The 26,163-nt window shown below is 33.5% G+C and carries 25 protein-coding genes and 4 pseudogenes; 13 read left to right on the forward strand and 16 right to left on the reverse strand.

Annotated elements, in window-relative coordinates:
- The first annotated feature begins 24 nt into the window (after nt 1–24).
- The 7 genes and pseudogenes from EG2_RS14835 (at nt 25) to EG2_RS14870 (ending at nt 6,014) form a co-directional block, all read left to right on the forward strand.
- Entirely contained in the window at nt 25–867 is an 843-nt protein-coding gene (locus EG2_RS14835; RefSeq protein ID WP_060815239.1) for an McbB family protein, read from the forward strand.
- On the forward strand, nt 860–1,483 hold the full coding sequence (locus EG2_RS14840) for a hypothetical protein (RefSeq protein WP_060815240.1): 624 nt from the start codon (nt 860–862) through the stop codon (nt 1,481–1,483). The genes EG2_RS14835 and EG2_RS14840 overlap by 8 nt, the downstream gene beginning before the upstream one ends.
- Before the next feature lies 1 nt (nt 1,484).
- Nucleotides 1,485–2,441, forward strand: coding sequence for a hypothetical protein (locus tag EG2_RS14845; protein WP_060815241.1), 957 nt, complete (start codon nt 1,485–1,487; stop codon nt 2,439–2,441).
- A 14-nt stretch (nt 2,442–2,455) separates the two neighbouring features.
- Nucleotides 2,456–3,490 (forward strand): YcaO-like family protein, encoded by a 1,035-nt coding sequence (locus EG2_RS14850; RefSeq protein ID WP_060815242.1) that lies wholly within the window; start codon nt 2,456–2,458, stop codon nt 3,488–3,490.
- A 705-nt stretch (nt 3,491–4,195) separates the two neighbouring features.
- The gene (locus EG2_RS14860; RefSeq protein ID WP_060815244.1) at nt 4,196–4,789 is read left to right on the forward strand and encodes an ATP-binding cassette domain-containing protein; all 594 of its coding nucleotides are present in this window, start codon (nt 4,196–4,198) and stop codon (nt 4,787–4,789) included.
- A 132-nt stretch (nt 4,790–4,921) separates the two neighbouring features.
- A pseudogene (locus EG2_RS14865) lies at nt 4,922–5,527 on the forward strand (recombinase family protein); the annotation flags it as partial.
- Nucleotides 5,528–5,762: 235 nt separating this feature from the next.
- The gene (locus tag EG2_RS14870; protein ID WP_060815245.1) at nt 5,763–6,014 is read left to right on the forward strand and encodes a type II toxin-antitoxin system Phd/YefM family antitoxin; all 252 of its coding nucleotides are present in this window, start codon (nt 5,763–5,765) and stop codon (nt 6,012–6,014) included.
- Between the two features lie 122 nt (nt 6,015–6,136).
- Here the strand turns inward: EG2_RS14870 and EG2_RS19960 are convergent.
- The 8 genes and pseudogenes from EG2_RS19960 to EG2_RS14910 all read right to left on the reverse strand — a co-directional run.
- Nucleotides 6,137–6,230, reverse strand: a pseudogene (locus EG2_RS19960) (IS200/IS605 family transposase); the annotation flags it as partial.
- Between the two features lie 264 nt (nt 6,231–6,494).
- A complete protein-coding gene (locus EG2_RS14880; protein ID WP_060815246.1) occupies nt 6,495–7,952 on the reverse strand; it encodes a manganese-dependent arylsulfatase in 1,458 nt (485 codons plus the stop codon).
- Between the two features lie 322 nt (nt 7,953–8,274).
- Complete coding sequence (locus EG2_RS14885; protein WP_374188601.1) at nt 8,275–9,093, reverse strand: PTS system mannose/fructose/sorbose family transporter subunit IID; 819 nt, start codon at nt 9,091–9,093, stop codon at nt 8,275–8,277.
- Nucleotides 9,077–9,889 carry a PTS mannose/fructose/sorbose/N-acetylgalactosamine transporter subunit IIC gene (locus EG2_RS14890; RefSeq protein ID WP_060815248.1) on the reverse strand — a complete coding sequence of 271 codons (813 nt, stop codon included), beginning with the start codon at nt 9,887–9,889 and terminating at the stop codon, nt 9,077–9,079. Before EG2_RS14890 ends, EG2_RS14885 begins: the two co-directional genes overlap by 17 nt.
- A 21-nt stretch (nt 9,890–9,910) precedes the next feature.
- Entirely contained in the window at nt 9,911–11,659 is a 1,749-nt protein-coding gene (locus EG2_RS14895) for a hypothetical protein (protein ID WP_071870186.1), read from the reverse strand.
- A 14-nt stretch (nt 11,660–11,673) separates the two neighbouring features.
- A complete protein-coding gene (locus tag EG2_RS14900; protein WP_060815249.1) occupies nt 11,674–12,081 on the reverse strand; it encodes a PTS sugar transporter subunit IIA in 408 nt (135 codons plus the stop codon).
- Between the two features lie 22 nt (nt 12,082–12,103).
- Nucleotides 12,104–12,583 (reverse strand): PTS system mannose/fructose/N-acetylgalactosamine-transporter subunit IIB, encoded by a 480-nt coding sequence (locus tag EG2_RS14905; protein WP_002364114.1) that lies wholly within the window; start codon nt 12,581–12,583, stop codon nt 12,104–12,106.
- Nucleotides 12,584–12,586: 3 nt separating this feature from the next.
- Nucleotides 12,587–14,365, reverse strand: coding sequence for a glycoside hydrolase family 35 protein (locus EG2_RS14910; protein ID WP_060815250.1), 1,779 nt, complete (start codon nt 14,363–14,365; stop codon nt 12,587–12,589).
- 142 nt (nt 14,366–14,507) lie between these two features.
- On the opposite strand from EG2_RS14910, the gene EG2_RS18555 reads away from it, so the two are divergent.
- The 4 genes from EG2_RS18555 (at nt 14,508) to EG2_RS14925 (ending at nt 18,022) form a co-directional block, all read left to right on the forward strand.
- Nucleotides 14,508–15,188, forward strand: a complete 681-nt coding sequence (locus tag EG2_RS18555) for a GntR family transcriptional regulator (RefSeq protein WP_309543772.1) — start codon at nt 14,508–14,510, stop codon at nt 15,186–15,188.
- An 80-nt stretch (nt 15,189–15,268) separates the two neighbouring features.
- Nucleotides 15,269–16,378, forward strand: coding sequence for a radical SAM/SPASM domain-containing protein (locus EG2_RS14915; protein ID WP_060815251.1), 1,110 nt, complete (start codon nt 15,269–15,271; stop codon nt 16,376–16,378).
- Nucleotides 16,375–17,151 (forward strand): sulfite exporter TauE/SafE family protein, encoded by a 777-nt coding sequence (locus EG2_RS14920; RefSeq protein WP_060815252.1) that lies wholly within the window; start codon nt 16,375–16,377, stop codon nt 17,149–17,151. Before EG2_RS14915 ends, EG2_RS14920 begins: the two co-directional genes overlap by 4 nt.
- A gap of 16 nt (nt 17,152–17,167) precedes the next feature.
- Nucleotides 17,168–18,022 (forward strand): formylglycine-generating enzyme family protein, encoded by an 855-nt coding sequence (locus tag EG2_RS14925; RefSeq protein ID WP_060815253.1) that lies wholly within the window; start codon nt 17,168–17,170, stop codon nt 18,020–18,022.
- A 269-nt stretch (nt 18,023–18,291) separates the two neighbouring features.
- Here the strand turns inward: EG2_RS14925 and EG2_RS14930 are convergent, their stop codons facing one another.
- Nucleotides 18,292–18,519, reverse strand: coding sequence for a hypothetical protein (locus tag EG2_RS14930; RefSeq protein ID WP_060815254.1), 228 nt, complete (start codon nt 18,517–18,519; stop codon nt 18,292–18,294).
- A 27-nt stretch (nt 18,520–18,546) separates the two neighbouring features.
- Nucleotides 18,547–18,687: a hypothetical protein gene (locus tag EG2_RS18930; RefSeq protein ID WP_156424248.1), complete on the reverse strand. Its 141-nt coding sequence runs from the start codon at nt 18,685–18,687 to the stop codon at nt 18,547–18,549.
- A gap of 187 nt (nt 18,688–18,874) precedes the next feature.
- On the opposite strand from EG2_RS18930, the pseudogene EG2_RS19980 reads away from it, so the two are divergent.
- A pseudogene (locus EG2_RS19980) lies at nt 18,875–19,275 on the forward strand (transposase); the annotation flags it as partial.
- Nucleotides 19,276–19,360: 85 nt separating this feature from the next.
- Nucleotides 19,361–19,570 (forward strand): hypothetical protein, encoded by a 210-nt coding sequence (locus EG2_RS19770; protein WP_071870204.1) that lies wholly within the window; start codon nt 19,361–19,363, stop codon nt 19,568–19,570.
- A gap of 128 nt (nt 19,571–19,698) precedes the next feature.
- Here the strand turns inward: EG2_RS19770 and EG2_RS14935 are convergent, their stop codons facing one another.
- From EG2_RS14935 to EG2_RS14955, 6 genes and pseudogenes are all read right to left on the reverse strand, one after another.
- Nucleotides 19,699–20,115 carry a hypothetical protein gene (locus tag EG2_RS14935; RefSeq protein ID WP_249024318.1) on the reverse strand — a complete coding sequence of 139 codons (417 nt, stop codon included), beginning with the start codon at nt 20,113–20,115 and terminating at the stop codon, nt 19,699–19,701.
- A 102-nt stretch (nt 20,116–20,217) separates the two neighbouring features.
- Complete coding sequence (gene ltrA, locus EG2_RS14940) at nt 20,218–22,023, reverse strand: group II intron reverse transcriptase/maturase (RefSeq protein WP_060815255.1); 1,806 nt, start codon at nt 22,021–22,023, stop codon at nt 20,218–20,220.
- A gap of 651 nt (nt 22,024–22,674) precedes the next feature.
- Nucleotides 22,675–22,821 (reverse strand): hypothetical protein, encoded by a 147-nt coding sequence (locus EG2_RS19220; protein ID WP_169793139.1) that lies wholly within the window; start codon nt 22,819–22,821, stop codon nt 22,675–22,677.
- A pseudogene (locus EG2_RS14945) lies at nt 22,805–24,171 on the reverse strand (Y-family DNA polymerase). The gene EG2_RS19220 and the pseudogene EG2_RS14945 overlap by 17 nt, the downstream one beginning before the upstream one ends.
- Before the next feature lie 296 nt (nt 24,172–24,467).
- Nucleotides 24,468–24,839, reverse strand: coding sequence for a hypothetical protein (locus EG2_RS14950; RefSeq protein ID WP_016629602.1), 372 nt, complete (start codon nt 24,837–24,839; stop codon nt 24,468–24,470).
- Between the two features lies 1 nt (nt 24,840).
- On the reverse strand, nt 24,841–25,752 hold the full coding sequence (locus tag EG2_RS14955) for a ParA family protein (RefSeq protein ID WP_007209347.1): 912 nt from the start codon (nt 25,750–25,752) through the stop codon (nt 24,841–24,843).
- Nucleotides 25,753–26,163 lie beyond the last annotated feature (411 nt).

Raw genomic sequence — 26,163 nt, forward strand, 5'->3', positions numbered from 1 at the left:
GTATAAATATTGGAGGGGTTTTGATTGAAATATGTAGTTAATCCATATTTGATATATGAATTAGAAGATGAAAACACAACAATAATCCAAACTAAAGATAATTCTTTTGCAACTAAAAATGAAGTGCTAGTTAATTTTCTCAGATATATGGAAGAAAATAAAATCGGAAATATTACTTTTAATGACTTTATGGTAATTTTCAAAGAAGAGAATATTGCTAATGAATCAATAAAATTTTTAATGGATTCATCAATCATTAAGGAAGAGAACAGTACATATTTATCAAGTATAAATGATATAGTAATCTTCTCAAATAGCTCGAAATTTTTAGAATTGTCTAGAGATATTTGGAAAGAAGATCACGAGATAAGGTCACTCGACGAATTTAAAGATCAAAATCACGAGGATAAATTAATTATTGTTTGTTTAGATCCGTTTAGTTTACAAAAGTTAAAAGAAATAGTTAGTTTTATAAATAAAGATAGTACGAATGTATATAAATTTGTTTTTGCATACAATCATAGTCTTTACCTTAGTAATTATTATTCTCCTAGATGGGGAAACCCTTGCCCTCTATGCTTCTTTTATAGTATTGAATCTCAACTAAGAGGTAGTCAATCAGGTAAAAATAATTTGAATTTTCAAGTTATGGTAGATTTGTTTTACAATGAGAAAGGTTTTTTTCAATATGATGGTTTGTTAAATAAAAGTGATTGGCTACCGGTAATCAATCAACTACACAAAGAGAAAAAAATGTCCAAAGCCAACTATAGTATAATTGATGATGTTTTAAAGATTGACTTAAATGACTTTTCATTGAGTTATGATACTTGTTATTTTTGGGAAATGTGTGATTGTTATGAATAAGTACTATTGGAATGAGTATCAATCACAATTTGTTGACAAAGAAATTGAAAAGAAAATTTTAAAGATGTACCAGTTCTCTTTACCAAAAGAAGAAATGAAATTAGAAAATTATAAAGAATTAGTAGACTTCAGTCGTTTAAATACCCCTGACATCGTAATCGAAAGCTATTCTACATATTCAATCGGATCAAATGAATTATTAAAAATATTCGAAAACTTAAAATCTTTTGTTAAAACAAATCAAATGATTCTATGTTTTCCAGTAATTTATGTGAATAAATTTGTAGAAGGACTTAAACCAGGCTCTTACATGTTTGATGTTTATAGTGATCAAATCTTACAAATAAGTAACAAGGTAATAACAGATAATAACTGGAGCAGTGACATTATTGTATCTTGGCTTCTAGACTTAGAGAAAAGTTTACTCATTTATGGAAAGGCTAGTTTTTTTAATGGTATTAAGCATACAATGAACATTAGAGAACTGGCATATAAAGGAGTTCCCATGCAATCTATCTCCCTTTTTAAAAATCATCAAAAATTTGTAAAAGATATCGGAATAAATCCTAAGTTAGCTTTATTGATTGAATCAGATTTAGTTGTTGGAGGAAGCTAATATGTTTTCACAAATTCATACGTCCTATGGATTTACAAAGAACTATCAGAGTACTGAGAGGAAACTTTTCTATATAAACGGAAACAAGATTAAAAAAGGAAACTACTACAATCCAAGTGATGGGACATCTATAAGTACGACCAAAGAACTCGCAATGAAAAAAAGCTATAGTGAATATCTGGAAAGGTTTTTGCTTGGTGTAGGAGGGTTCACAGCTGAAGGTAAATACATTAGCTATGGTAAAACATCAGCATATGGATATATCGATACAACAGGCACTGCTACAGGTATAGAATCGTGTCAAATCTTAAAGAAAGCTTTGTCAGAGTTAATAGAAAAAAATGAGTTGTTTTTCCTATGGTACACAGATATTGGAGAAAGGCTTAATGTTGAATTATCAAATGAACAAAAACAATTAATTAAAAGTTTGAATTTTAGAGCTGACGAACATCTTTGTTTAGCTACAAGAAATCTATCAAACTATTACACAGTTATAACAATCAGTTTATATAAAAGACAAATCACTGGGTGCGGAATATCTTGTGATCAAACCATTGAGGAAGCTGTCAAAAAGTCAATAATCGAGAATAAAATAATCGAGTGGCAAAATTATCAGAATGAAGATTCACGGTTTTATCAATCGGTTCCTAAAGATAAAGAAAAGATTTATGATTTTATTTTTTCTAAAATAGAAAAAAGCAATAGTTATCATTGTGAAGAAGGTATTGATAATCTTATTCAAAAAAAACTAATGCTAAACAAGGATATTCCTTTTCCAGAAGTGGTTATTTTAAATGGAAAAAATAGTCATAAAAATAATGTCAAAACAATAAAATTAGTTTCTAAGCATCTGCTAAATTGCTTGCCTTCAAAGAGACTTATAAGATTATCGAAGAAACAAAAAATTATTTCAAATATAGATTATAATGCTACAGAATTTGATTGTTTCTTAGTTTGAAAGGGAAGATAAAAATGAATGGATTCCTATTAAATGATAGTAGAATTTTCTCGAAAAAAGGCTTATTTTTAAACCACCACTTCAATAATTATATAGTTAGAGAAGATAAGCAACATGTACAAGCTTATGAAGTTGGGTTTGACAATAGATCATCAAATTTAAAAAAAGTTTTTGGAGAGTTCTTTGAAAGAGAAGTGTTGATAAATACCAACGATTCATTCGAAAACCATACACATGTAAATTATTTGAGTAAAAACATGCCTAAAATGATGCCTAAAGGCTTATTTTTATCTAGAGATCGATTTGTTGATTCAAATGGGATGGCATCTCATACAGATTCAAACTCTGTAATAAGAACAGCATTTTTCGAGTTCTTTGAAAGGCAATCATTCATAGTAAATTATTTGACTAAAACTTCAGCTCCAAAAATATCTATCAGTAATTTTACAGAAATAAAGTCAGTAGACAACTATTTAAAAAATTATGTAGATAACACAAACTACTTCAATGTATCTATCTCAGATAAGATTTATGTGATTTTATGTATTGGATATAGTGAAAATTCTAAGTGTATAGGTTTAGGTACTTCAAATGTATTAGAAGAAGCTATAAAAAAAAGTCAGATTGAAGCTTTGCAGTATTTTGCAACGGATTTTAGTAAGACTGCTAAATCCAATACTTTAAAAGATTTTGATGATAGTAAAAAAGATTTATATCATTCACGTTTTGATCAATTATCGACCAATGAATTTTGTAGAAACTATTCATATTTACTAAAAAATATGGAAGATTGTCAATTTGAAAGTAAACTTAAATTTAATTTTAAATTATGGCAAAAAGAATGTAGAGAAAAATTAAAAATGGATCCAGTTATAAGTTTGTTTCACTCGTATCAGCCCATTCCTCATTTGAAGGTGGTAAAAGTGGTTGATGAGAATTGGTTTCCACACATGAATCCTATTTTATATAATGAGAGTGTGTATGCTTTTGTTCAGTCAATTTGTGGAAAAGAACTAGATAAAAGCATAGAGTATATTCCTTTTCCATAAATTCATCGAAGGAGAATATTATGTCAAATGTCATTACTATCTGCAAACTAAATATATCATTACTATTAAAAGACAAACTATCTTTTTTTTGGTCACTAGGGTTGCCTAGTATAATGCTATTTTTTAACAGTAGGAATATAACAACCGTTTATGATTTAACTTACTGGTGGATATATATTGTATTCAATGCTTTTGTTTACGGTGTAGGATTGTTTGCTTTAAATGAGAAAGATACTGGTGCACTATCCATAATATTTTCTATAAAGTGGATACCTGTAAAATTCTTTTTTGGACTACTACTTACCCAAATAATTTATTCTATTATTTGCTTAACTATGTTTAACCTCATACCTGCCTTATTTTTCAATTTAAATTATATTCATCTAACAGTGTTATCATTGATAACAATTATAGTAGTTTTACCTGTAGCGTTCATCGGATATAATATAACCTACTTAAGAAATCTTTACTCGTCGACCGTTTCATCCATATGTAATATGGTAATATTTTTATTTTTCGTATTGATAGGAATAGATACACCAGTAAATTACATTAATCCCTTTATTATTATTGGAGATGTTATGAATGATTTAATATCAGGTGATTTTCCACTGTTTTACTTCCTGATTTGTATAATACTGATTATAGTAAGTATACCTAGTATTATTTTCTTTAAACCGTTATCTAGAGAAAGTAGATGATTTTGTGATTGTTATAGAAAATTTATTCATAAAAGAGATTGAAAAGGAAATAAATTGTAAGTTTGAAGAAGGAATTACTTATTTGAAAGGGAAAAATGGCAGTGGAAAAACGCTATTATTAGATTATATTAGTGGTCTAAGAAATCCACTTCCGAAAAATAGTAAAATAATTAATAATAATAGTTGTATTTATATGCGCCAGAACTTTACTTTTTATAGTCGATTAACTGTAGATGAGTTTATTCACTTTGTTGAGGGGTTGACCAATGAATCAAAAAAAAATTTCCTGAATTTATTAGATACATACTTTCCTGATATAAATTTTGAAAAGTATAAGAAAAAGAAATTAGGTTTATTGTCAGGTGGGGAACGAAGGCTAGTATACATCCTTTCAATTCTCAGTATAGAAAGGAAATGGTATATTCTAGACGAGCCTTTTAGCAATCTTGATCAAGAAACAAGAGACATACTAATGATTATAATAAAAACAATGAGTAGAGAAAAGAAAGCAAATTTTATATTGACAGCCCATGAGAACCTTTCCCTTGATAATTTACATGTTTTAGATTTCAATTCTATTATCAATGAAAGTAAATAGGATTGATAAAAATCATAACTTTAAAAATAATTTCAGGAGTTTAATATAAAAAACAGAGGGTCAGAAACTTAAAAGTTTTTGACCACAATATTTTTTCTTGATATACTTGGTTTTGACAGGTGTCAGAAACTTATGTCCAGAAAGTGTGAGGTAAAAATGGCAATTTATGGGTATTCACGAGTCAGTACCAGCAATCAAGATTACAAAACGCAAATTTTGAAATTAGAAAATGCTGGTGCTGAAAAAATCTTTAGTGAAAAATATACTGGTACAAAAAAAGAAGGTAGAAAAGAATTAGAAGAACTACTTTCAATAGTAGAAGAAGATGATCTCGTCTTAATAACAAAGATCGATCGCTTAGCAAGAAGTATCGTTGATTTAGATTCGATTATTTCTACTTTAAACGAAGCAGGCGTGACAGTTACTTTTTTAGACAATGCCTTGACGTTTGAACCAAATAAAAAAGATTCTATGCAAACATTGATGATGAACATGCTTGGAAGCTTTGCACAGTTTGAAAGAGATTTGATCGTGACCAGGACACAAGAGGGAAAACAATGGCATAAAGCCAATAAGAAGAACTATAAAGAAGGACGTCCCAAACGTATACTGAATGATCATTACAAACTTGCACTAACATTGATGGAAACCCATAGTATGAGGGAAGTAGAAAAGATGATGAAAATCTCTTTATCAACTTTAAAACGGATCAAAAAGCAAGCCGCTGAAGAGCAGATGACTTTAAAGGATGCTAAAGGCCATGAATCAATACAAGAAACCGCTCATTTGTTAAATAAGACTGCAAACAGTAAGCACCTTGAACAGGCGAAACAACAAATCAAGAATCAAAAAACGATTACGACAAGGCTTGAAGATTTGTAAGAAATGGCAAATACATTCTCTCTTTTTGTCTACGTACGTTAAAGCGTACACTATAATATGCTTAAGATATTTAAAAAAAGGGGGATAACTTATGGAAGTAATTACACCGACGAATGCGAGAAAAAATCTTTATGGAATCATTAAACACGTTGTGTCTGACAGTCAACCTGTAGAAATTGCAAGTACAAAAGAGGAAGAAAGTGTAATAATGATTAGTAAGAGCGATTGGAACTCTCTACTAGAAACGATCTACTTACAAAATGCGGGCGTACTGGATCAAGTAAAACACTTTGAGAATGAAGAAAGTGAAGACCTAGGTGAAATTGATTGGGATACAATGTAAAGATTAAAAAGAATGCTCGCAAAGATTCTCCTAAATTGAAGAGTATCAATCTAACTAGTAAGTTTGATGAACTAATAAAAATTATAAAGGAAAACCCTTTTCAGACACCGCTACCATACCAAAGCTTCAATGATTTCAACATCTTTCATATTACACAATTTTCTTACTACCTGACCAATAATTACTCTTAACTTTTCATCGATATTTCGGGGTGATAACTACGTGATACTTACAATTCCATCTCGTATGTGCTTAACTTTTATCGCTAAAGATATTTCGTCCACGAGTAAAAACGCGCGTTTTTTGTTTCGTACGCTACGCGAACGAATTTGACTAAAGTCATAAAAAAAGCTGAGCTAGAATGAGATTCATCCTAACTCAACTTTGATTTTGCACAAATCGTCAGTTCCTACTGACAAAAAGCCAGTTTTGTTTATATCTGAATATGTTTTGATTCTTTATGGAATCTTCAGTTTTAATTTATTCCTTAATTTTTAAAGTTGAAACAATGTTTTCCACACCTACTTGAATTAACTGTCCATCTTTGACAAACCTCTCTTCTCTATCTTTTAAATATCCTACTAATTTATGTTTCATTTCATAAATGATAGATTCGTATTTTTTATCATAATATAAATTTTTCATTTCATTTGGATCATCTATCATATCAAACAATTGATACGTATTTTTTACGGGAAACCATATAAATTTCCATTTCTCCGTTAATATATATTGACTAGAATCCATCCCTAAACTATGTTCTCCATGAATTTCTCGTCGCCATCCTTCATGGTTTCCAAAAAGCAACTGTTTAACACTTTTTCCATCCGTATCCACACACTGTCCCAATGCTAAATCAATTAGTGAAGGAAATACGTCCTGTATTTTTACAAGTTCTTTAATGATATGATTTTTTGCCGCAATCATATTTCCTGGATCATAAATAAACGATGGAACACGGATACTTCCTTGATAAGGATACCCCTTTCTAAATAAAAAATGTTCTCCTAGTTGATCTCCATGATCTGAAATAAACCAAATGATTGTATCTTTATCATGCCTAAATTCTTTCAAAGCCATTAAAAAGCGATTAATTTGATGGTCTATATGAGAAATAAGTCCATAATATCCAGCAATCATTCTTCTTTGATCATCTTTTTTTAATTTTCCTCTTAAGGCACAAATATCTGGAACAATATTTTCTAATTTCTCCCAATTACCAATATGCAAATCTAGAGTGTCTGGTAATCTATCCATATACATATCAAAATAATATTTTGGTGGATTCAAAGGAGCATGAGGTTTCTCAAATGATAATTTTAAGAAAAATGGTACTGTAGGATCTTTCCGCCTTAAAAAGTTTATTCCTTCTGAAACCACCCAATTTGTTGGATGAAATTTTTCAGGATACATCCATGGTCGTGCTTCCCACGAATTACAATTTAACCCATCATCAATCAAATCTGCATCTGAGCCCAATGATTCTTTTAGAAACATTAAGTAATCACTAGAATATTCAAACTGCTCTCCATAAGATTTGTCATATTTTCGATCAACATGAAGATACCCGTCATGCAATAGTACATGATCAAATCCCAACCGTTTTCTTGAAGGATACACATGCATTTTCCCAATGCACTCAGTTTGATATCCCTGTTCTTTAAAAACTTCTGGAAGAGTATTTTTAAAATTCCATGGAACCTCATCTTCATAACCCACTCTTCCCGAAGTTTCTTGATCTAATCCTGTTAATAACGCTGCTCTTGCTGGAACACAACTTGGAACAGGCGAATAACAATTCTCAAAATTATATCCTTGACTAGCCATCATATCTAATGTAGGCGTACTAATGATTTTATCTTGGCTATTCAAAGATAACGCATCTGCTCTCATCTGATCTACTACAATTAAAACAACATTGGGTTGATTCTTTTTCATATTAAAAACTCCAATCATTCAAAATATCCAAATAATCTCTCTTGATTTAAGAAATTGATATTTCCTTTTGAAAGAATATATTTTTTGTGATAACAAGAAATATAAATGGATTACCAAACTTTATAGCGTATGATTGATTAGTCACGAATACTTTATACTAAAATAAACCTTGATATCAAAATATCTTTAATTTTTTTCTATATAACTTATTATTCATTAAATCTCTAATACTATATCTTCTTTCCACTCATTTAAAAATATAATATTTAGAAAATTAAACAGGGGACATGCCATAAATTAGTTGATCACGCCCCCATATCTATTACAAAACTGCTAAAATATTTAATGAATACATTAGTATTGATAAAACTAAAAATATCCAAATAACTTTGGTTGAATTGAGAGATTTTTTGCTTAATAACCAATATGCCAATAAAACTAAAACAACAGGTACTATAGCTGGCATAATGGAATCTAACATTTCTGTTTGGAAAGATAGTTTCTTATCACCAATAACTAACTTGAATGGAACACCAACCTTTACAACACTAGGAACCAAGCCTCCTACTACTACTACGCCAAGTAAAGTTGCTGATTCAGTTAAATCTTTCAACAATCCACCTACATTGGATACCAGTTTTTTACCTTCTCGGAAAGCAATTGGTAACTCAAAATATCTCAAAAATAGTATAATGAGAGATACTAATAACCAAAGTAGTACACCTAATGGATTTCCTTCTAATCCCATATAAGCTGCTAGAGATCCAAAAATTGTTGGAATCACTGCCCCAAATAAAGAATCGCCTACAGCTGCAAAAGGTCCCATCATACTCGTTTTAATTGCTGCTACAGCATCTTTCGATTTACTTCCATCTTCTGCTTGCAATGCTAAATCAATTCCAATAATAAATGCACTTAAAAAAGGACTGGTATTATAGAATTGCATTTCTGATTGCAACACACTTTTTAATTCTTTTTCATCTTTATATAACTTTTTCAAAGCTGGATATACAGCTCGAACATATGCCACATTCATCATTCGTTCGTAGTTCCAACCTAGTTGAGCTCCAAACATATATCTTAAACTAACTTTTCTCAGATCTTTGGTACTTAATTTACTAACATTAGATTTCATCATCATTAACCTCTCCGTTAACTACTTCTATATGATTGATAGTATCTAGTTTTGATTCTAATAAACGTTGATCTTGTAATTTTTTATAGTGAATAATAGCAGCTGCCAATCCTGCAAAAGAAATACCCATCATTGGAATATTTAAATAAGCGGCTAAAATATACCCAATAATTAAAAAACCAAAAAAGTTCCTAATTGGCAAATAATGTAGTAAAATGGCAATCCCAACAACTGGTAATATAGCTCCTGCCAATTTTAATCCTCCCATTAACCAATCCGGTGCATAATTTAATACTGTATTTACTACTTCATTACCAAAAATTAAACATAAGCCTACTGGTATTGCACGAGATAATGCAATAGGAACTAAACTTAACCATGCTTCTAAACTAATCTTATGAAAATTTTCTTCTTCTATATGTTTATCCACACGATGTAAAAAGTAAACCCCACAAAAACGAGCTAAAATATCTAATTGAACTAACAGTAAGCCTACAGGAACAGAAATACCTATTGCAAATTCAATTCCTTTTCCACTAACAACACCTAATGCTGTACCAATGATTGCCCCTGTACCAAAATCAGGAATTGATGAGCCTCCAAATGTTCCTACACCTAAGACCATAAGTTGTAATGTTGCTCCCACTAATAAGCCTGTATTAATATCTCCCATTATAATTCCTGCTAGAAAACCAGAAATTGCTGGTTTACTTAATTGTAATCCTGACAGATAAGGATCTATCCCTCCTAGTATAGCTAAACATATTAAAGAAAATATCTGAAAAAAAGAAATATCATTCATGATCAAACTAACTCCTTTATATTACTTTGAACTTTTCACTGCCCCAATATCTAGTATGTCATCTAACTTAATACCAAAAAAATCAGTTCCTAAATTATAGCCATTTTTATCGATAACCTTCTTACCACTATGAATAGCAGGAGATGACTGTTCCAATTTATATCCATCAAATACTGTATTCTGAGTGAATCGATCATATGTCAAATAGTTAAAATTAGGTTTTACGGGACCATTTCCAGGAGAAACAAATATATTTGACTCTTGGCTATTTACTAACAAAGCAGTATTATCTGAGCTTGGCAAATTACTATAGTTAAAATATAAATTATTGCTATAGATAATGCGATTATTCGGATTCCACTCTTCATTTATTGGTTGTTTTCCAGCATTATATATAATATTATTCTCAATCAGGGCTGACCCAGTATTCATATCCTTTCGTACAAACGGTACCCCTTCATCTATATAAAAAATGTTATTATAGATATGGGCATCAGGATTATTAGGCAAATTCAAAATACCTTTTTTATCATTCTGACTAATATTAAATCTGAATGTACTATTTACTGCTTTTTCTAAACAGAACATAACTGTTCCACCAGAATTTCCACTACTATAATTATATTGATAAATAGTTCCATCAGCCGAATCTGCATCCCATGCTTGACCATCACCATTTCCTTGATCTGCATTTTTTGTAGAATATGCTTCATTATATTGGAATAATGCATTTTTACATTTCCACGGCCACATAGCTGCCGCAACACGTTGCGTGACAATTGGATAGTCTGTTGTATTCATTTGCCTTCCTGCTCCATTAGAAACATTTCTTTGAATAATTGGAGAACTACAGTACATCGTTACAATACCGTCTCCACCTGCATCTTCGATATAATTGTTTTCAATTAAAACATTTGTATTTCCATATTTTTCTATTAACTCCTGGTCTATTTCTGCAGAGTTTTGAAACAAATCAAAATAGGCAGAATATGCAACTGCAAGTCCTGTTCTGCTAACATTTTTAATTCTATTACCTTTAATGATAATATTGTCATATTTTGGAATGCCTGTTTTTTCTTCATTATCTGGAAGTTCAGAAATGAAATATATTCCACCATTAGCCATATGCTTATTGTATATATTCCCATCTATATCATGAATATATAAATTTTCTAACACAATATTCTCAAGGGTTCCTTTATTTTTAGCAACACTTGCAACCCCGGTTCTATCCATTACTTTTAAATCATTATAAGCTAAATGGTCTGGTTGACTTTTTTCACGATCATTTGTTATCTCTATATTTTTAATCTTTATATACTCAACATCTTTTAATAAGATAGAGCTAGACACATTACCTTTATATTTATGCCATGGATTTGGTAAAGGTTTTCCATAATCTTGATACCAGACTCCTTTTCCATTAGTATTGATGATCGGAAGGTTCCCTCTATCACCATAATTACTGATTTCAATACACGCCTCTATATTTCCTGAATTTTTTATTTGTAAATACTGATCTTCAAAAACCGATCCATTTTCTAATAAAACTTTATCCCCTGGATTTAATTTAAGTTCATTTATTTTGTTTAAACTTTTAAAAGGCTCAGATATAGATAATCCTGAATTTGTGTCACTCCCTCTTTGCGAACTAACATAGTAACAATTACCAATGGGGTTACTTTCAGCATGAGCGACTTTTGTTAACATAGACAAACTGATCAAACAGCAAGTTGCAATAAAATATATTTGGTTTTTTTTTATATTCATAAGTTCCTCCACATTCATTCATCTTCTAAATCTATTGGATTTGCTTCCAAATATTCATTTACATGTATAATATTTTCTCTCCCTTTATTTACCAAAGAACTATCTTCTCCTAAAAATTGATTATTAACAAAGCCTATAACCATTGGCATATTCATTCCTGCATATAGTTCTATTTCTTTTCCTTCTAAAATTAATTGAGAAACAACATTGCAAGGAGTGCCTCCCATTAGATCAGCCAGAACTGTAACTTTTTTCAAACCATTAATTGTTTTTTCGAAATTTACTCGAAAATCTTTTGCTGACTCTTCAGGTAATAACCCTACAGTATAAATATCTTTTTGTACTCCCATGATCATATCAACACTTCTCTTTAACTCTTCACAAAATCGTCCATGACTAATTAAAACTAAATGCCTCGCCATCTTTTCACCTCCTCGTATATTATTATTTATTTAACAGAGACATAAAGTCATCTGCTTTGTCACTTGGAACCATTTGCGCAATTAAATGGACACCTTTTTCATTTAATTGATTGAACGTTTCTACATCTTGATCGACAACATTAATTGATTTCGTAATTGATCGAGTCTCAGAAGTTTGTGACATATTTCCAACATTAATCTCTTTTATTGGAACGCCCAATTCTACCAATTTTAATAATCGATCAGGTTTTCGTGCAATAATCAGTAAACGTTGTGAATCATATTTTCCTGCTAAAATGTTTTGCGCCGCTTTTTCAATCGGCAAAATACTTAGTTTCACCCCTGCTGGGGTAGCCAATTTCAATCCGCTTTTTTCAATATCATTTTGAGCCACTTCATCATCCACAACCATAATTCGAGAAATATTCAATTTGGTTGTCCATAAATTGGCTACCTGTCCGTGAATTAAACGTCCATCAATTCTTACTCCAATAATACTCATTGTTCATCCCTCTTTCATTTCTTTATATAATGGTGCTTTTAATAAATTGATTTCTGGTTCATAGGTACCTTCTGTCTCAAAAATAACAATTTCATTCTTACCAACTTTTAGAAAGCCGCTAGAGATGTACAGTGAAAGCGTTGGACCTACTTCCCAAAAACGACCTATATTGGTCTGATTAACAAAGACAATTCCTTTACCAAATTTCCTTAAATCAATAAAACAATCACCGATATCCTCTAAAAGAAACTCATATCGATAAAAGCTTGGGTGTTGGGGCTGCCATCCTTTTGAATAATCCACAGTTTTACAATTTTCCAAAGGTAATGAATACTGTTGCCAATTTGTAATAAAATGTAAGTCTGCCATTACTCCCGTTCTAATTCCTTTTTTTTGCGTTTCCGCAAAGAGTTTATGTCCATAATTGACACGTCCCATATTTTCAATCAAAATATCCACTTGATTGATTTCTTCTGTCATACTAACTTGTATATCTTCACCTATTTCTGTTTGATATTGGGTAGCTTGTAATTTTTGATTCAAAAATAATTGGCTGCGATCTCTGCCATCAATTACCCGTAATCGTTCTTCCTCTGCATCCCTCTCTATCATTGTTCGGTAAAGTAGATAACCTGTATTTTGTCCCAACTCTTCCATTGTCTTTGGATACTTTGATTGAACCGGTTGACTAATGGTATCTAAAGTCGCGAAAAGACTTACCTTATTCGTCAAAGAAATCTTTTTCTTTTCAATCGTGGGTTTAATGACAGGATCTAGCTGCTTAATCTCTGGATAATTATCATGAATCATTTTCCGCAATGCATAATATTTTTCTGTCGGATTCCCCTGCTCATCTAATGGTGCACCATAATCATAGGAAGTAATTTGCGGTAAATCAATCACTCCTCTTGCTGAACAACCATTCATAAACCCAAAATTCGTTCCTCCATGAAACATATATAAATTAATGCTTCCTTGTTCTAATACCTCTTTTACCGCTTCAGCGAGTTCCTGTGGATCTCGTTGAATAATTGGTTCTTTCCAACGATTAAACCAACCATCCCAAAATTCCATACACATCAGTGGCCAATTTTTATCATATTCTTTAAAAAACTGCTTCATAGAGTTGAAGTTGTCTTTTGCTTTAGAACCAAAATTACCAGTAACCAAAATATTATCTTCAATCATGCTTCCCGCTCGTAAAGTAGCCCGCCACGGTCCATCTGAAGTGAAAAAAGGAACTGTCACTCCTCGCTTAATCATCAAATCTCTTATCGCACGCAAATATTCCTTTTCTTCCCCAAAAGATCCATACTCATTTTCAATTTGAATCATCAATATATTTCCCCCATTATTAAGTTGATGGGGAACAATCCTTTTCATCAAAACATCATAATAATCTGCTACATGCTCCATATAAGCGGTTTCATTCCTTCGGATATGAATCGGTTCACGGAGTAGCCATGACGGAAACCCTCCAAATTCCCATTCAGCACAAATATAAGGCGATGGCCGCACAATAGCATATAATCCTAAGTCTTGAGCGATTGTCAAAAATCTCTCTAAATCCAATATCCCTTCAAAATGAAACTCTCCTTTTTGAGGCTCATGTAAATTCCAAGGAACATATGTCTCTACTGTATTAAATCCTAGTGCTTTTAAATTATACAAAGAATGTTCCCAATCACATGGGGGAATCCGAAAATAATGAATTGCACCAGATAGTATTTTAAATGTTTTTCCATTTAATAAAAATTCTTCCTTTATTTCAAATGTAGTCATCTGTTACTTTTCACCTCAATACATTAATATACTTAGTATATTAAGACTTTTGTATTAAAAGTCAACAATTTTTTTTAAGTATGTTAATATAGATGCGAGTAATTTAAAGGGGGAGCTTATAATAAAACCGAAATATCTAGAAATCAAACAGAATCTAAAACAACAAATTGTAACCGGTCAATTTCATAATGGCGACCGATTCTATTCAGAATCAGAAATTATCAAAAAATATAATGTTAGTTCTATAACAGCAATTCGTGCGTTAAAAGAATTAGTTGCCGAGGGGTATATCGTACGTTATCAAGGAATAGGAACTTTCGTTTCACGTGCAAGAAAAGAAAAAATAGTAAAATTTTCTGATATAGAAATATTTTCATTTGATAATGATAAAACACACGTCCTTTCGATTAAACGCGAAAATGATAAACAAATATTAGATACATTAAAATTATCAATTGATTCATATTATTATCAAATCGAACGAATTAGAGAAGCTAATGGAATACCTTATATCTATCATAAATCTTATTTGCCAGAACAATATATAAATTCTAATTATCCAGAAATTAATTATTATAATTCTATTTACAAACGTTTAAAATCAGACTACAACATTGATTTAAACGAAGAAAACTTTAGAGAAACAAACGAAATTTTATTTCCTGCTCCTAATAGTGTATGTAAACAACTAGAAATAAATGAATCTGAGCCTGTCGTTTTTCAAACCAGATTATCCTGCTTATCTGAAAATAATAAACCTATAGAATATGTTGAAAGTTATAAAAAATGGAATTTCTACAAGATTCAACTCCTGTCTAATTAACTACTACTGTATCTGATTCTACTCTGTTCGTTATAGTAATTTTTCATAATTAAACTATATTAAAAAATGAGGGTCTTACTATGAAACATATCTCAGTATTGATCAAACCGGCATCTTCTATTTGTAATCTTCGTTGCAGCTACTGCTTTTATGCCAATGTCAGTTCCTTGCGGGAAGTCCGCTCGTTTGGCAAAATGAAAGAAGAAGTAACAGATAAAATGATCGAAAATATTTATGCAGACTTAGAAGACGGTGATCAATTGACATTAGCGTTTCAAGGTGGAGAGCCAACGATGGCGGGCCTCAATTATTTTCGAAAAGTGACCCAACTAGTGGATCAACAGCAAAAGCAGGTACAGGTCCATTATGCGATTCAAACGAACGGGACCATGATCAATGAAAAATGGTGTGCTTTTTTGAAAGAACATGATTTTTTGGTCGGTCTCTCGATCGATGGCCATCCGCTCTACCATGATCTGCATCGAGTTGATCCGAAAGGAAGAGGCACTTTTCAGCGGGTGCTACAAACAAAGCAGCTGTTTGACCACTTTGAGATTGACTACAATGTGCTTTGTGTTTTGACCAATCCGTTGGCAAAAGAGGCTAAGAAAGTCTTTCGCTTTCTAAAAGAGCAACAAATTGATTTTGTCCAGTTTATTCCTTGTTTAGATGATTTAGATGCAAAAAAAAGAAATAGTTATGCCCTCACACCAAAACGTTTTGCAGGCTTTTACCATCACCTTTTACAACTATGGCTGCAAGAATTAGCGAGGGGACATTATTTAAGTATCAAGCTTTTTGATGATCTTTTGAATCTATTGATCAAGCGACAAGTCACTGCCTGCGGGATTTTAGGAAACTGCCAAGTGCAATATGTCATTGAAGCAGATGGTAGTGTTTATCCTTGTGATTTTTATGTGCTGGATGAGTATCGCATGGGGTATATTCAAGAACAGACCTTGCGTCAGTTATTTGAACAGGATATTGCAAAAACGTTTGTGTGTGAACACCCCGAAATAACAAAGAAATGTCTGAGTTGTCCGTTTCAAAAAATGTGTCGTGGCGGCTGCAAACGGATGAAAGATGCCATCTATGTGGATGGGAGCTACTGCGGCTATCAACAATTGTTGCAGGAGTTTGTGCCGCAGATCGATCGGATTTTAGGTTTGTTACAGGGGGTTAGAGTGTGATTGGGATTATTTATTTTATCGTGATCGTGTTGGCAAATACAGTGGGTGCCGTTTCAGGCATGGGGGGCGGCGTTCTGATCAAACCCATTTTTGATTTTATCGGCGCCCATTCAGTTGCAGCCATCTCGTTTTATTCTGCCGTAGCCGTGTTTACCATGTCGCTGGTTTCGACCGCAAGACAGTTGGCTAGTGGACGTAAAATCAATTGGCAAATCGTCCTTTGGGTTTCAGGCGGCGCCGTCTTAGGAGGCACCTTGGGCAATGTCGCTTTTGATCACCTGCTGCTTTTATTTAAGAATGAAAATCAGGTACAAATGATTCAGATCTTTTTGACTGTTGTGACACTGCTGTTTGCTTTCTTTTATACCAAATACGATTGGCCCGGATTCCAACTGAAAAAAAACTCCTGGTATTGCTTCTGTGGTCTAGTCCTTGGTTTTCTAGCGAGTCTGCTGGGCATTGGCGGTGGACCGATCAATGTTTCTTTGCTGATGCTGATGTTTGCTTTGCCAATCAAAGAAGCGACAGTCTATTCGATTTGTACGATTTTTTTCTCTCAATTGGCGAAAATCGTGACGATCGCTGGGACCACTGGTTTTGGGTATTATGACTTGAGGATATTGTGGTTTGTGATTCCAGCCGCGATTGTTGGCGGTTTGTTAGGGGTAAAAGTCAGCACTGTCCTCTCACCAAAAAAAGTGACGCTGGTCTTCCAGACAGTCATCCTCTTGGTGCTAATCATCAATCTTTATAACGGCTATCAATTATTATAGAAAGAAGGCAGATGGGATGATCAAGATTCCTGCTGGAACTTATCGAATTGGCACGGATACAAAAGCTGGCTTTGAAGAGGACCAAGAAGGACCCAAGATTCAAGTAGAGCTGGCCTCTTTTGCCATCGATGAAACGACGGTTACCAATCAGATGTTCAAAGCATTTATTGGAGCTACAGGCTATGTGACGGAAGCAGAACGGTTTGGCTGGTCGTTTGTCTTTCATTATTTTCTTTCTGAAAGGACCAAACAGAGGAGCCGACTGGTCCCTAATATGAGTTGGTGGTATGCGGTTGCAGGAGCAGACTGGTGCCATCCTGAAGGACCGGATTCATCGATTGAGCAGCGGATGGATCATCCAGTCGTTCAGGTCTCGCGAAATGATGCATTGGCATTTTGTCGCTGGGCGGGCAAACGGCTACCTACAGAAGCGGAATGGGAGATTGCCGCAAAAGGTGGAACGGAATGTGATTTTTATCCTTGGGGGGATGATTTTTTGGCAGGAGGGAATTATCACTGCAACATCTGGCAAGGTGCATTTCCCAAAGAAAATACGAAGGCAGACGGCTTCGCCAATACAGCACCTGCACGGTTTTATGAGCCGAATGGGTATGGGCTTTACCAAGTCATTGGCAATGTGTGGGAATGGTGCAGCAATCCTGCAAGAATACCTTTGGAACAATTTCGTTCATTGGACAGCCAATTTTTTGAGCAACGATTTCAGCAAGTGGATGATGCGGTGTATGCGACACGGGGAGGTTCCTTCTTGTGTCATGAATCTTACTGCAAGCGTTATCGAATCGCAGCCCGTAATGGAAGCTCTGGCATGTCTGCGGCCAATAACTTAGGTTTTCGTTGTGCCAAAAGCTAGCAGATTCTGTGAATAAGAATAGAAAAACTATCTAAAACATCTTGATTATCTCGTTGCTGCTGTGTAGCAAGTCGTTTGAAAGGAACAATCAATGATCGCTTAGATAGTTTTTTTATTGCTGTCTTGATAGACACCGAAACAGAGCTTGGGTTGAGCGATTAGTTCCATTCAGAAAGATAATTTCCTGAAAGATCATAAACTAGATTCAATGCCGTATGCCCCCGATTCAACCAAATCATTTTTTACACCTCACTTCATAAATTTAAATTTTACATAGCTTTTTCTAGAATAATCATCCCATTTTCTTTCTGACAATAATATTCTTTGGCATTACATCCAGCATTTCCTTTATTAATATGGGTAGACCTTCTTAATCCCGCTTCAGAAGAGATTAGCCCGGCTGTTGTTCCTAATAATTTACCTAAAACAGGTGTTAGGGAGGCAACAATACCAATTTGAGCTATTCTAGCACTTTGTTTATTATGAGCTTCTCCCATTTTCTTTAAGTCTTTTGTAGAATGAATTCATCTGAATGTGCATTTCGCTCGACTTATTCCTGATCCTTCATAAAATGTTTCAGCATCAGATACAGAGAAAACTCCAACACTTAAAAAACCACTTAACAACAAAAAAACTGAAAAGACAACATACAATTTCTTTTTCATAAAACAGCCTCCTTAAGCATAAAATATATACTGCTCAATATTTTAAAGCGTTAGGAAATCGATTTCAATAATTCTTTCAAGAGTTATAAAATTTTCTGATATTCTCTTTATTTCGTTAAACATATTATTTTCAAATGAATAAATTTATACAATTAAATAAAAGTCATTCAGATGAAAAGTATAATGTGATCGATCCTTTCGTAGACCAATGATGCCAAAAGCGATCGTCGATGAATCTTTGAGTTATGACGAGCAATTAACAAGGGCTTACAAGACCTGCCAGCTCCTTCTCTATCACCTTAAACACAAGGACAGACAAAGCTTTTTCGATACGCCCAACTGCTTAGATCAACGCCTCCCACAATGGTTTTGCAAGAAGCTGACGTTTTTAAATAAAATTGGGGATTCAATATGCTTTAAAAATCAGGTATAGTAATGGTGCATTGGAAGAAACAAACAACAAGATAAAAGTGATAAAACGAGTAGCCTACGGCTATCAAAATTTCCACAACTTTCGAGCAAGGATTTACCTTATTCAAGGATTTGATTTTCCAAGTAAAACAAAAACCAGTTAAGCACTCTGCCTAACTGGCTATGACTAAATTTTCAGTTGTATCTTTTTCTGTCAACACTAAGTGTCAAAGAGCTTTTTTTGGATGGGAAATGATCGTGAATAAAAAACTGTAAACCCTGGCAACGTTCTCCAAGTGAGCAAAGATCGAGATACAATAATCTGATCACCTCCTCTCCCACTATTGACTGGACGTATAAGGAAAAGGAGTGTTTACTTTGGCTGTGTCAACTCGATATAGATACCTTTGAAACATTTGAAGTAGTTCTGAATAAAATTAAACATATCAATGACAAAAGGGTAAATCTATAAAAGATCCGCTCTTTTTTATTTTACTACTTCAGTCCTATTTAATTCAGGAATTTCAATTGATTATTTGTTTAAAAAATAGGTGTTCAGGGAGCAACTCTAAGGCGATTTTGAACTGGTTCAATGCATAGTTATCTTGAATCGTCCTCTAAAAACGGCTGGTAATACTCATTTTTCACCATTTCAATCTCATTTTCTATTTTACTCTCTTTTTGGATCTTGCTGTTGTTTGAAGAATCTGAATTGGAAAAGTAATCGATATTAAACCACTTCTTTTCCTTTTTAATTTCGATATGTCGGACGTCCGGCCAAAATATTTGTTGATCATTGAGTACAAAATAATCTTCATAGGCTTCTCCGACAAACTTCCCTTCAATTGGATCTAAAAAGCGGCCAAATTCGTCTCTTGTATTCAGCTGGATAGACACTGCTTTGTTGTAGAGAAAAGACTCAGACAAAATCGTGTCAATCTCTTCTCTATTCATAAGATCGAGACCAGCAACTTCTTTCGTTGCCCAAGCTTCATTTTCTTTGATCCCTTTGACCAACTATACCGATAGGTAAGCCTTTGAAGTTATCTCTAGCTTTTCCCCCGGTCCACACCGTACGTGCAACTTTCATTGCATACGGCGTTCCAACTTATTCTTAACTCAGTGAATAGCAGTCAAATTACAGTGTTGTCGGTACTGATTTAGCTTCTCCAACTGTTTTCCATCTAATTGAAGAATAGTTAAATACTCTTTAATCGTCTTTTCTTTTGTTGCATGGATTAGAAGATGTACCCATTCGTGAATGATAACCAAGTTATCAAAAGAATCAGATCCACCTAGTTCTTTTGGGATGATATGGTGGCAGTGTGCAAATTCCGATTTTAAAAATTCTTTGGTAATCGCACATTTCCCATGCTGCATTGAGTACTTGGAAATGCGATTGTCAGAAAATTCTAGGTTTCCTTTTATGTTTTCTGACAAACACATTTTCCTTATTTCTGAAGAAATATCAGACTTTAATCGCTTGAATTTGTATGAACGACCTTCTTCAGTATAGTCATTGATTTTAGGGTTATAGAATTCTAACTTTTTCCACTTCACATCTTGCAATGGATAAAGGTAAATTCCTTTAACTTTAAAAGTACGTTGTGTTGTACTATAGAAATGCTTATATCCTATAGGTGGACTTCTGGGTACTTCATACCTGGCAATATTCTTTAGACGATTATAAAAGGTTGGTAAACATGAGGAATATAAGTCTCCGAAGTCAAGACTGACTCTGGTAGCCTTTTGGTAGTAATTATGGATCCCACGGATGTAAAGATTATAATGAGTGATATTCTTTATTGTTGGGGCTTCCCTAATCTTTTTGATTTTCTTCCTAATTTCTTGTTTTATTTTGACTTTAGCCTTACTAGATACTCTAGAAATGGTTATAAACTCGTTTTTCTTTTGTTTTTCGACCTTAAGGTCGAACCCAAGAAACTCTGAATAATTTCTTCTAAGATTTGTAATTTTGGATTTTTCAGTAGATATTTCGAGTCCTAATTGATTTTCGATAAATCCTTTAGTAGCGTGGAGTAGTTTACTTGCTTCCTGATATGATTTTGTAAATAGCTTGAAATCATCTGCGTAGCGTATAATGTGTACTTCTTTTAAGTTTGTTTTCTTAAGAGCTCGGTACTTATCATAATCATTTTGATAGTTATGCCTGCTTGGAAAGGTCTCCCATTGGTTGGCAATCCACCAATCTAGATCATTTAGAACGATATTCGAAAGGATAGGGGATAAGATTCCTCCTTGAGGAACCCCAGATTTAGGAACTCCTTCTCCACAAATTGGTGCCTTTATCATTTTAGAAAGAATAGCTAGAACCCTTTTATCTTTAATACCAATATTATATGCTTGCTTAATCAGTTTTCCATGATGAACATTATCGAAAAACCCCTTTATATCTACGTCCACAACATAGTGACATTTAGAAGTGTAGGCCATTCTTTTACATCTTGATAGAGCATGTTCTGCAGAACGGTTTGGCCGAAATCCATAGGAATGCTTGAAGAATCGCGCCTCACATATAGGTTCTAAGACTTGTTTAAACATTTGCTGAATTAGTCTATCTCGCATAGTAGGAATGCCTAGAGGACGTTTTTCTCCGTTTGGTTTTGGGATTAATATCCGTCTAACTGGTTGTGGAACGTAGTTTTCTAAAGTTTTTTGTATTTCTTCAATGAAATTATCTTGAGATTTTATCTTGAAATCTTTGATTGTTAGGTTATCTGTTCCAGCTGTGTTTGATCCAGTGTTAGATTTTATTATCCTATATGCCAAAAGAATATTTTGCTTGGAAGTAATTATTTCATACAGGTTAATTCCTTTAGTACACTGATTTAAACTTCTTTCATATAACCAGTCAAAGCTTTCTTGCATATTGTAATACTCGTTGTATCGCAATTCTGTACTCATTGATGGATTGTTTCTCCTAATTGATTATTAGTCCCATCATCTTACTCGACCTGATGAGTTTCATTTGACTGTATTCACTTTTCAAAGAACAAGTCTTGGGACTATCCCTCCACGTTGATTAGACGCTTCATTGGTACTGTGTCCCTACTCTCACGAGAATTAAGGAATTTCGATTTTAATATCTTATATCCAACACTCCGATTGCAGTCGTTATTAAGTGTTTCTCGCTTTCCACGTTCCGATTATTTTAGCTTTACATCTATCTTTAGGTGCTTACTATAAGCCTGAACATTTATAAGGTCTTTGTTCCTTATCCCGAATTTCATATGGACGACTTTTACTTTTCGGTAATGTTCGTTGCATATTGCAACCCGATTATCTTTCAATAACGTCGCTATCTAGACCCGTACATTCGCAAGTTCGTCAGTTTCTATTGAAACATTCTCACCATAGATAGTTTATAGCGTCCCGGCATATCCGCAACCATATCAATATGAACTGACTTAGGTATTGTTCTGCTGACTTCACCTGGCTATCAAACGATTAAACTCTGCATTGTTTAATCGCATGCAGGAGTATCAGACCAGCTGTTTCAGCCAACATGACGGCTTTCATTCCAACTGTCAAATAATCAGTTATTACTATCTTATTTTAGATAGCATTCCTATTTCGTGCTAAAGCACTTGTAAGGAAACGTGTCACACCATCCATGGCGTAAGCCGTTGCCCATTTCAATCCGAATGGCCGGTCTCTGTATTGATTATAGTCCGTAAATGTTTTCTTAGTACGCTTTACCATGACTTTCAGCACCTTCAAGTCCAGACATTCCACCTGCATGCCCTCCGACAAGGCTGCTGCGAGCGATCGCACGTCCACCTTCCATTATGCTATTTGCATGAACGATCGACTTAAACCCGAATTTTTTGCGTATAGTATCTACCACATAATCGATTTTTAAGTCTTTTACTTGCTCGTTTGGATCTTCAAAGAGATCAAGCTGTAAAGCATTAGAATAAACGAGCTTTGAACAGTTTACTCCCACGTTTCGAATGTCTTGGTACTTGTAATGATGATCAAATATCTGCAGCAAGTAATTTGCTATTTGTTTGCTGCAACCTTCATTTGCTGGTGAAACCCTCGACTTCCTGATCGATCAACATAGCCCATTGAAAAACCGATCCACAAAGATATGACTTCAGCTTTCGCTCCTGTACGGCGTAGCCTAGTTGCTACTTGATCGGCCATTTCTTTGATCACAATTTCTATTTCTTTTCGACGTGTATAGTCCCGATTTAAGACCTGACTGTTCCCTATCGACTTAGATTTTACTTTGTATTTCTGGCCTAAGAATGATCGATCGATGCCCCAGCTGTGTGCATATAGTTGAGTACCTAAGACACCAAAATTTTGCTTCAGCTGATAGTAATTTGCGTGTGCCAGATCATGCATAGTAAATATGCCCATTCGGTTCAGCCTGATTGCCGTCCGACGTCCTATCCCCCAAACATCTGTAATGTTTTCTACAGACCAAAGCTTTTGCTGTACGTCTTCATAACGCCATTCTGCTTTCATATCTGAATTTTTTTTACTTTCGAGGTCTAGTGCGAACTTGGCCAAGAGCGGATTGTCACCAATCCCGATCGTTGTGAAAATTCCAGTTTGCCGATAAACGTCTGTTTGAATCATTCTCGCCAGCTCTCTTGCGTCCTTTGCACCGAACAGCTTTAATGAGTCTGTGACGTCCACGAAGCTCTCATCTATGCTGTATACGGCATGATTTTGCTCGTCAGCGTACTTCTTGTAAATATTGTTAATCTCCATGTTCTTTCTCATATATAGTGCCATTCTCGGTGGTGCAATCACGAGGTCTTCTGGATATGGAAAAGGAAGATCTCGTGATCGACTGACATTAGAAATTCCATAGGCTTTTTTTGCAGCCGGACTCGATGCCAGAATCAACCCACTTCCTCGCTGAGAAGGATCGTCTGAAGGATAGGACATGACCACTAACTTTGTCTTTAAAGGATTTAGTCCTCTTTCTACGCATTCTACGGATGCATAAAATGACTTACAGTCGATACAAAGAATATCTCTGGAAGGTTCTTTAGTATAGTCAAACCTTGGATTTGCGCCAAATTGCATAACCATGATAAATCCCCTTTTCTAAAAAAAAGATACGTTTTATATACACATTGGAACACACGTTCGCTTTTTTAGTCAAGATAATTAAACTTCTATATACTAAATATATTCAATATATTAGATATATTAAACTCTCTCATAAGTGAAATATTATGATTTAGTGTTTACTGATTATATTTATAAATTATAAAATATAGAATATAAATTATAAAAGAAAATTTATAAAAATCTATTATAGTGTTTAATTAATTGATTTTAAAGGCAAAATTGCATTTTATAATTTGTAAATAAAAAAAGAAGATCTAAATCTTCTTCCTTTTTTCTTTCTTATATATACGTTCTCTTTCCTGATCTTTCTTACGCTCTAATATTCGTTTGTAGGTTATTTCTTGATTGTGATCGAAACGTGCAGTTCTTTCGTGAATTAATTCTTCGAGTAGTTCATAGGTATAATCATTATCAGTTGTATCAAGCAAAGCCGTAAATTCGCACCAGACTATGGCTGGTACACCAAGAGACTTGTTGTTTATCTTTAATACATCTTCTTCAGGGTGAATATTTTCTAGTAAATCTGTGTTGTCAGAAGTAAATGCTGATTTCGGTTTAGGGATCTCTTTATAAGAATTATCAGGTTTTTGCTTAGAAAAGAAACCTGGTTTTGCATTATCTGTCATGTTAGTTTTCTCCTTCGAATAATTTTATTCTATGAATGAAATCTTTTGCTAAAGGTACAAAAACTTCTTCGTAAGCAAGTTTGTCCCAATAAGTATCAGTATTTAGACCTGTCCTCGGTGTTGTTTGCACTCGCTTAACATGTGGTAAAATATTATCAAAAAGGTTTTGATCACCAAACTTTTCGATAGCATCGTTGACAACTTGGCGATCTATACTACCTTTACTCAACTGATTTGGAAGTATTCCAACTATTTCAGTTTTACAATCAAATTTTTCAACAAGAGGAGTGACTTCTTCTGATATATAATCTTCAACGCCATCTAAGCTGTCGGATTGTGTTTGAAAAGCCATAATAATATAGTCAGAAGCGTAAGCAGCATTCCTAGTGAAATCAGACATAGTAGGTGGAGTATCGATGAGAACAAAATCGTAATCCGGCTTGACTGGCTCAAGTAAATCTTTCAAGACTGAAATTCTGTTTTTTTCGACCTCGATATAATCAGCGTCTATTCCTTCTATAGCGTCCCCATAAAGCTTAGTTAAATATTTTGGAAAGTTTTTAAAATCTATATGTGATGGAATGCAATCCAAGTTTTCAATAATTGGAAGAACTAATTGTTTTAAATCTCGTTCAACGATTCCAGCTAGCATAGTTTTTTCAATAATGAAAATGTCATCGTCTTTAGAGTGATAATTTTTAGTCAACAACATTGTCTTTGTAGTATTTGATTGCGGATCGGCATCCACTACCAACACTTTAAATCCCATATTAGCAAGTACGTAGCTCAAGTATCTTATAATAGTAGTTTTACCTACTCCACCCTTGGAATTTGCTACAGTAATAGTTAGTGGTCTTCTAACGACATTTCTATATTCAAAAACAATTCTCAAGTTTTCTTGCGATAATTCCATTAAATAAACCTCCCGTTTATAAAATATAAAATATAAATTGCAAAATATAATATATATATATTTCTAAGAACATTATACCAGAAGGAAATATGTTGTCAATTATATTCTATAATCTATAATTTATAAAATATAAATTATAAATAAGTCGCTTGATAATCTTTACAAATGTTTAAAAATAGGGTAACTTTGTAGTATAAAAAAAGGTTTACAGCATTAAAAAAAAGTTTACACTTTAAAAGAAAATTACATAAAAAAAAAGAGACGGATAAAAAAGTGAAATTGGCCTCACTATTCTATCTGAATCACATAAAAAGCCTATGTGTTCTCGCTCGTCTCAGAAGTTATGTAAGTGGCTGACAACCACTTATGTAATTTTGATAAGTCTTTCGGACTGACAATCCGAACTTACAG

Source organism: Enterococcus gallinarum NBRC 100675 (genome assembly GCF_001544275.1).
Lineage (GTDB): Bacteria > Bacillota > Bacilli > Lactobacillales > Enterococcaceae > Enterococcus_D > Enterococcus_D gallinarum.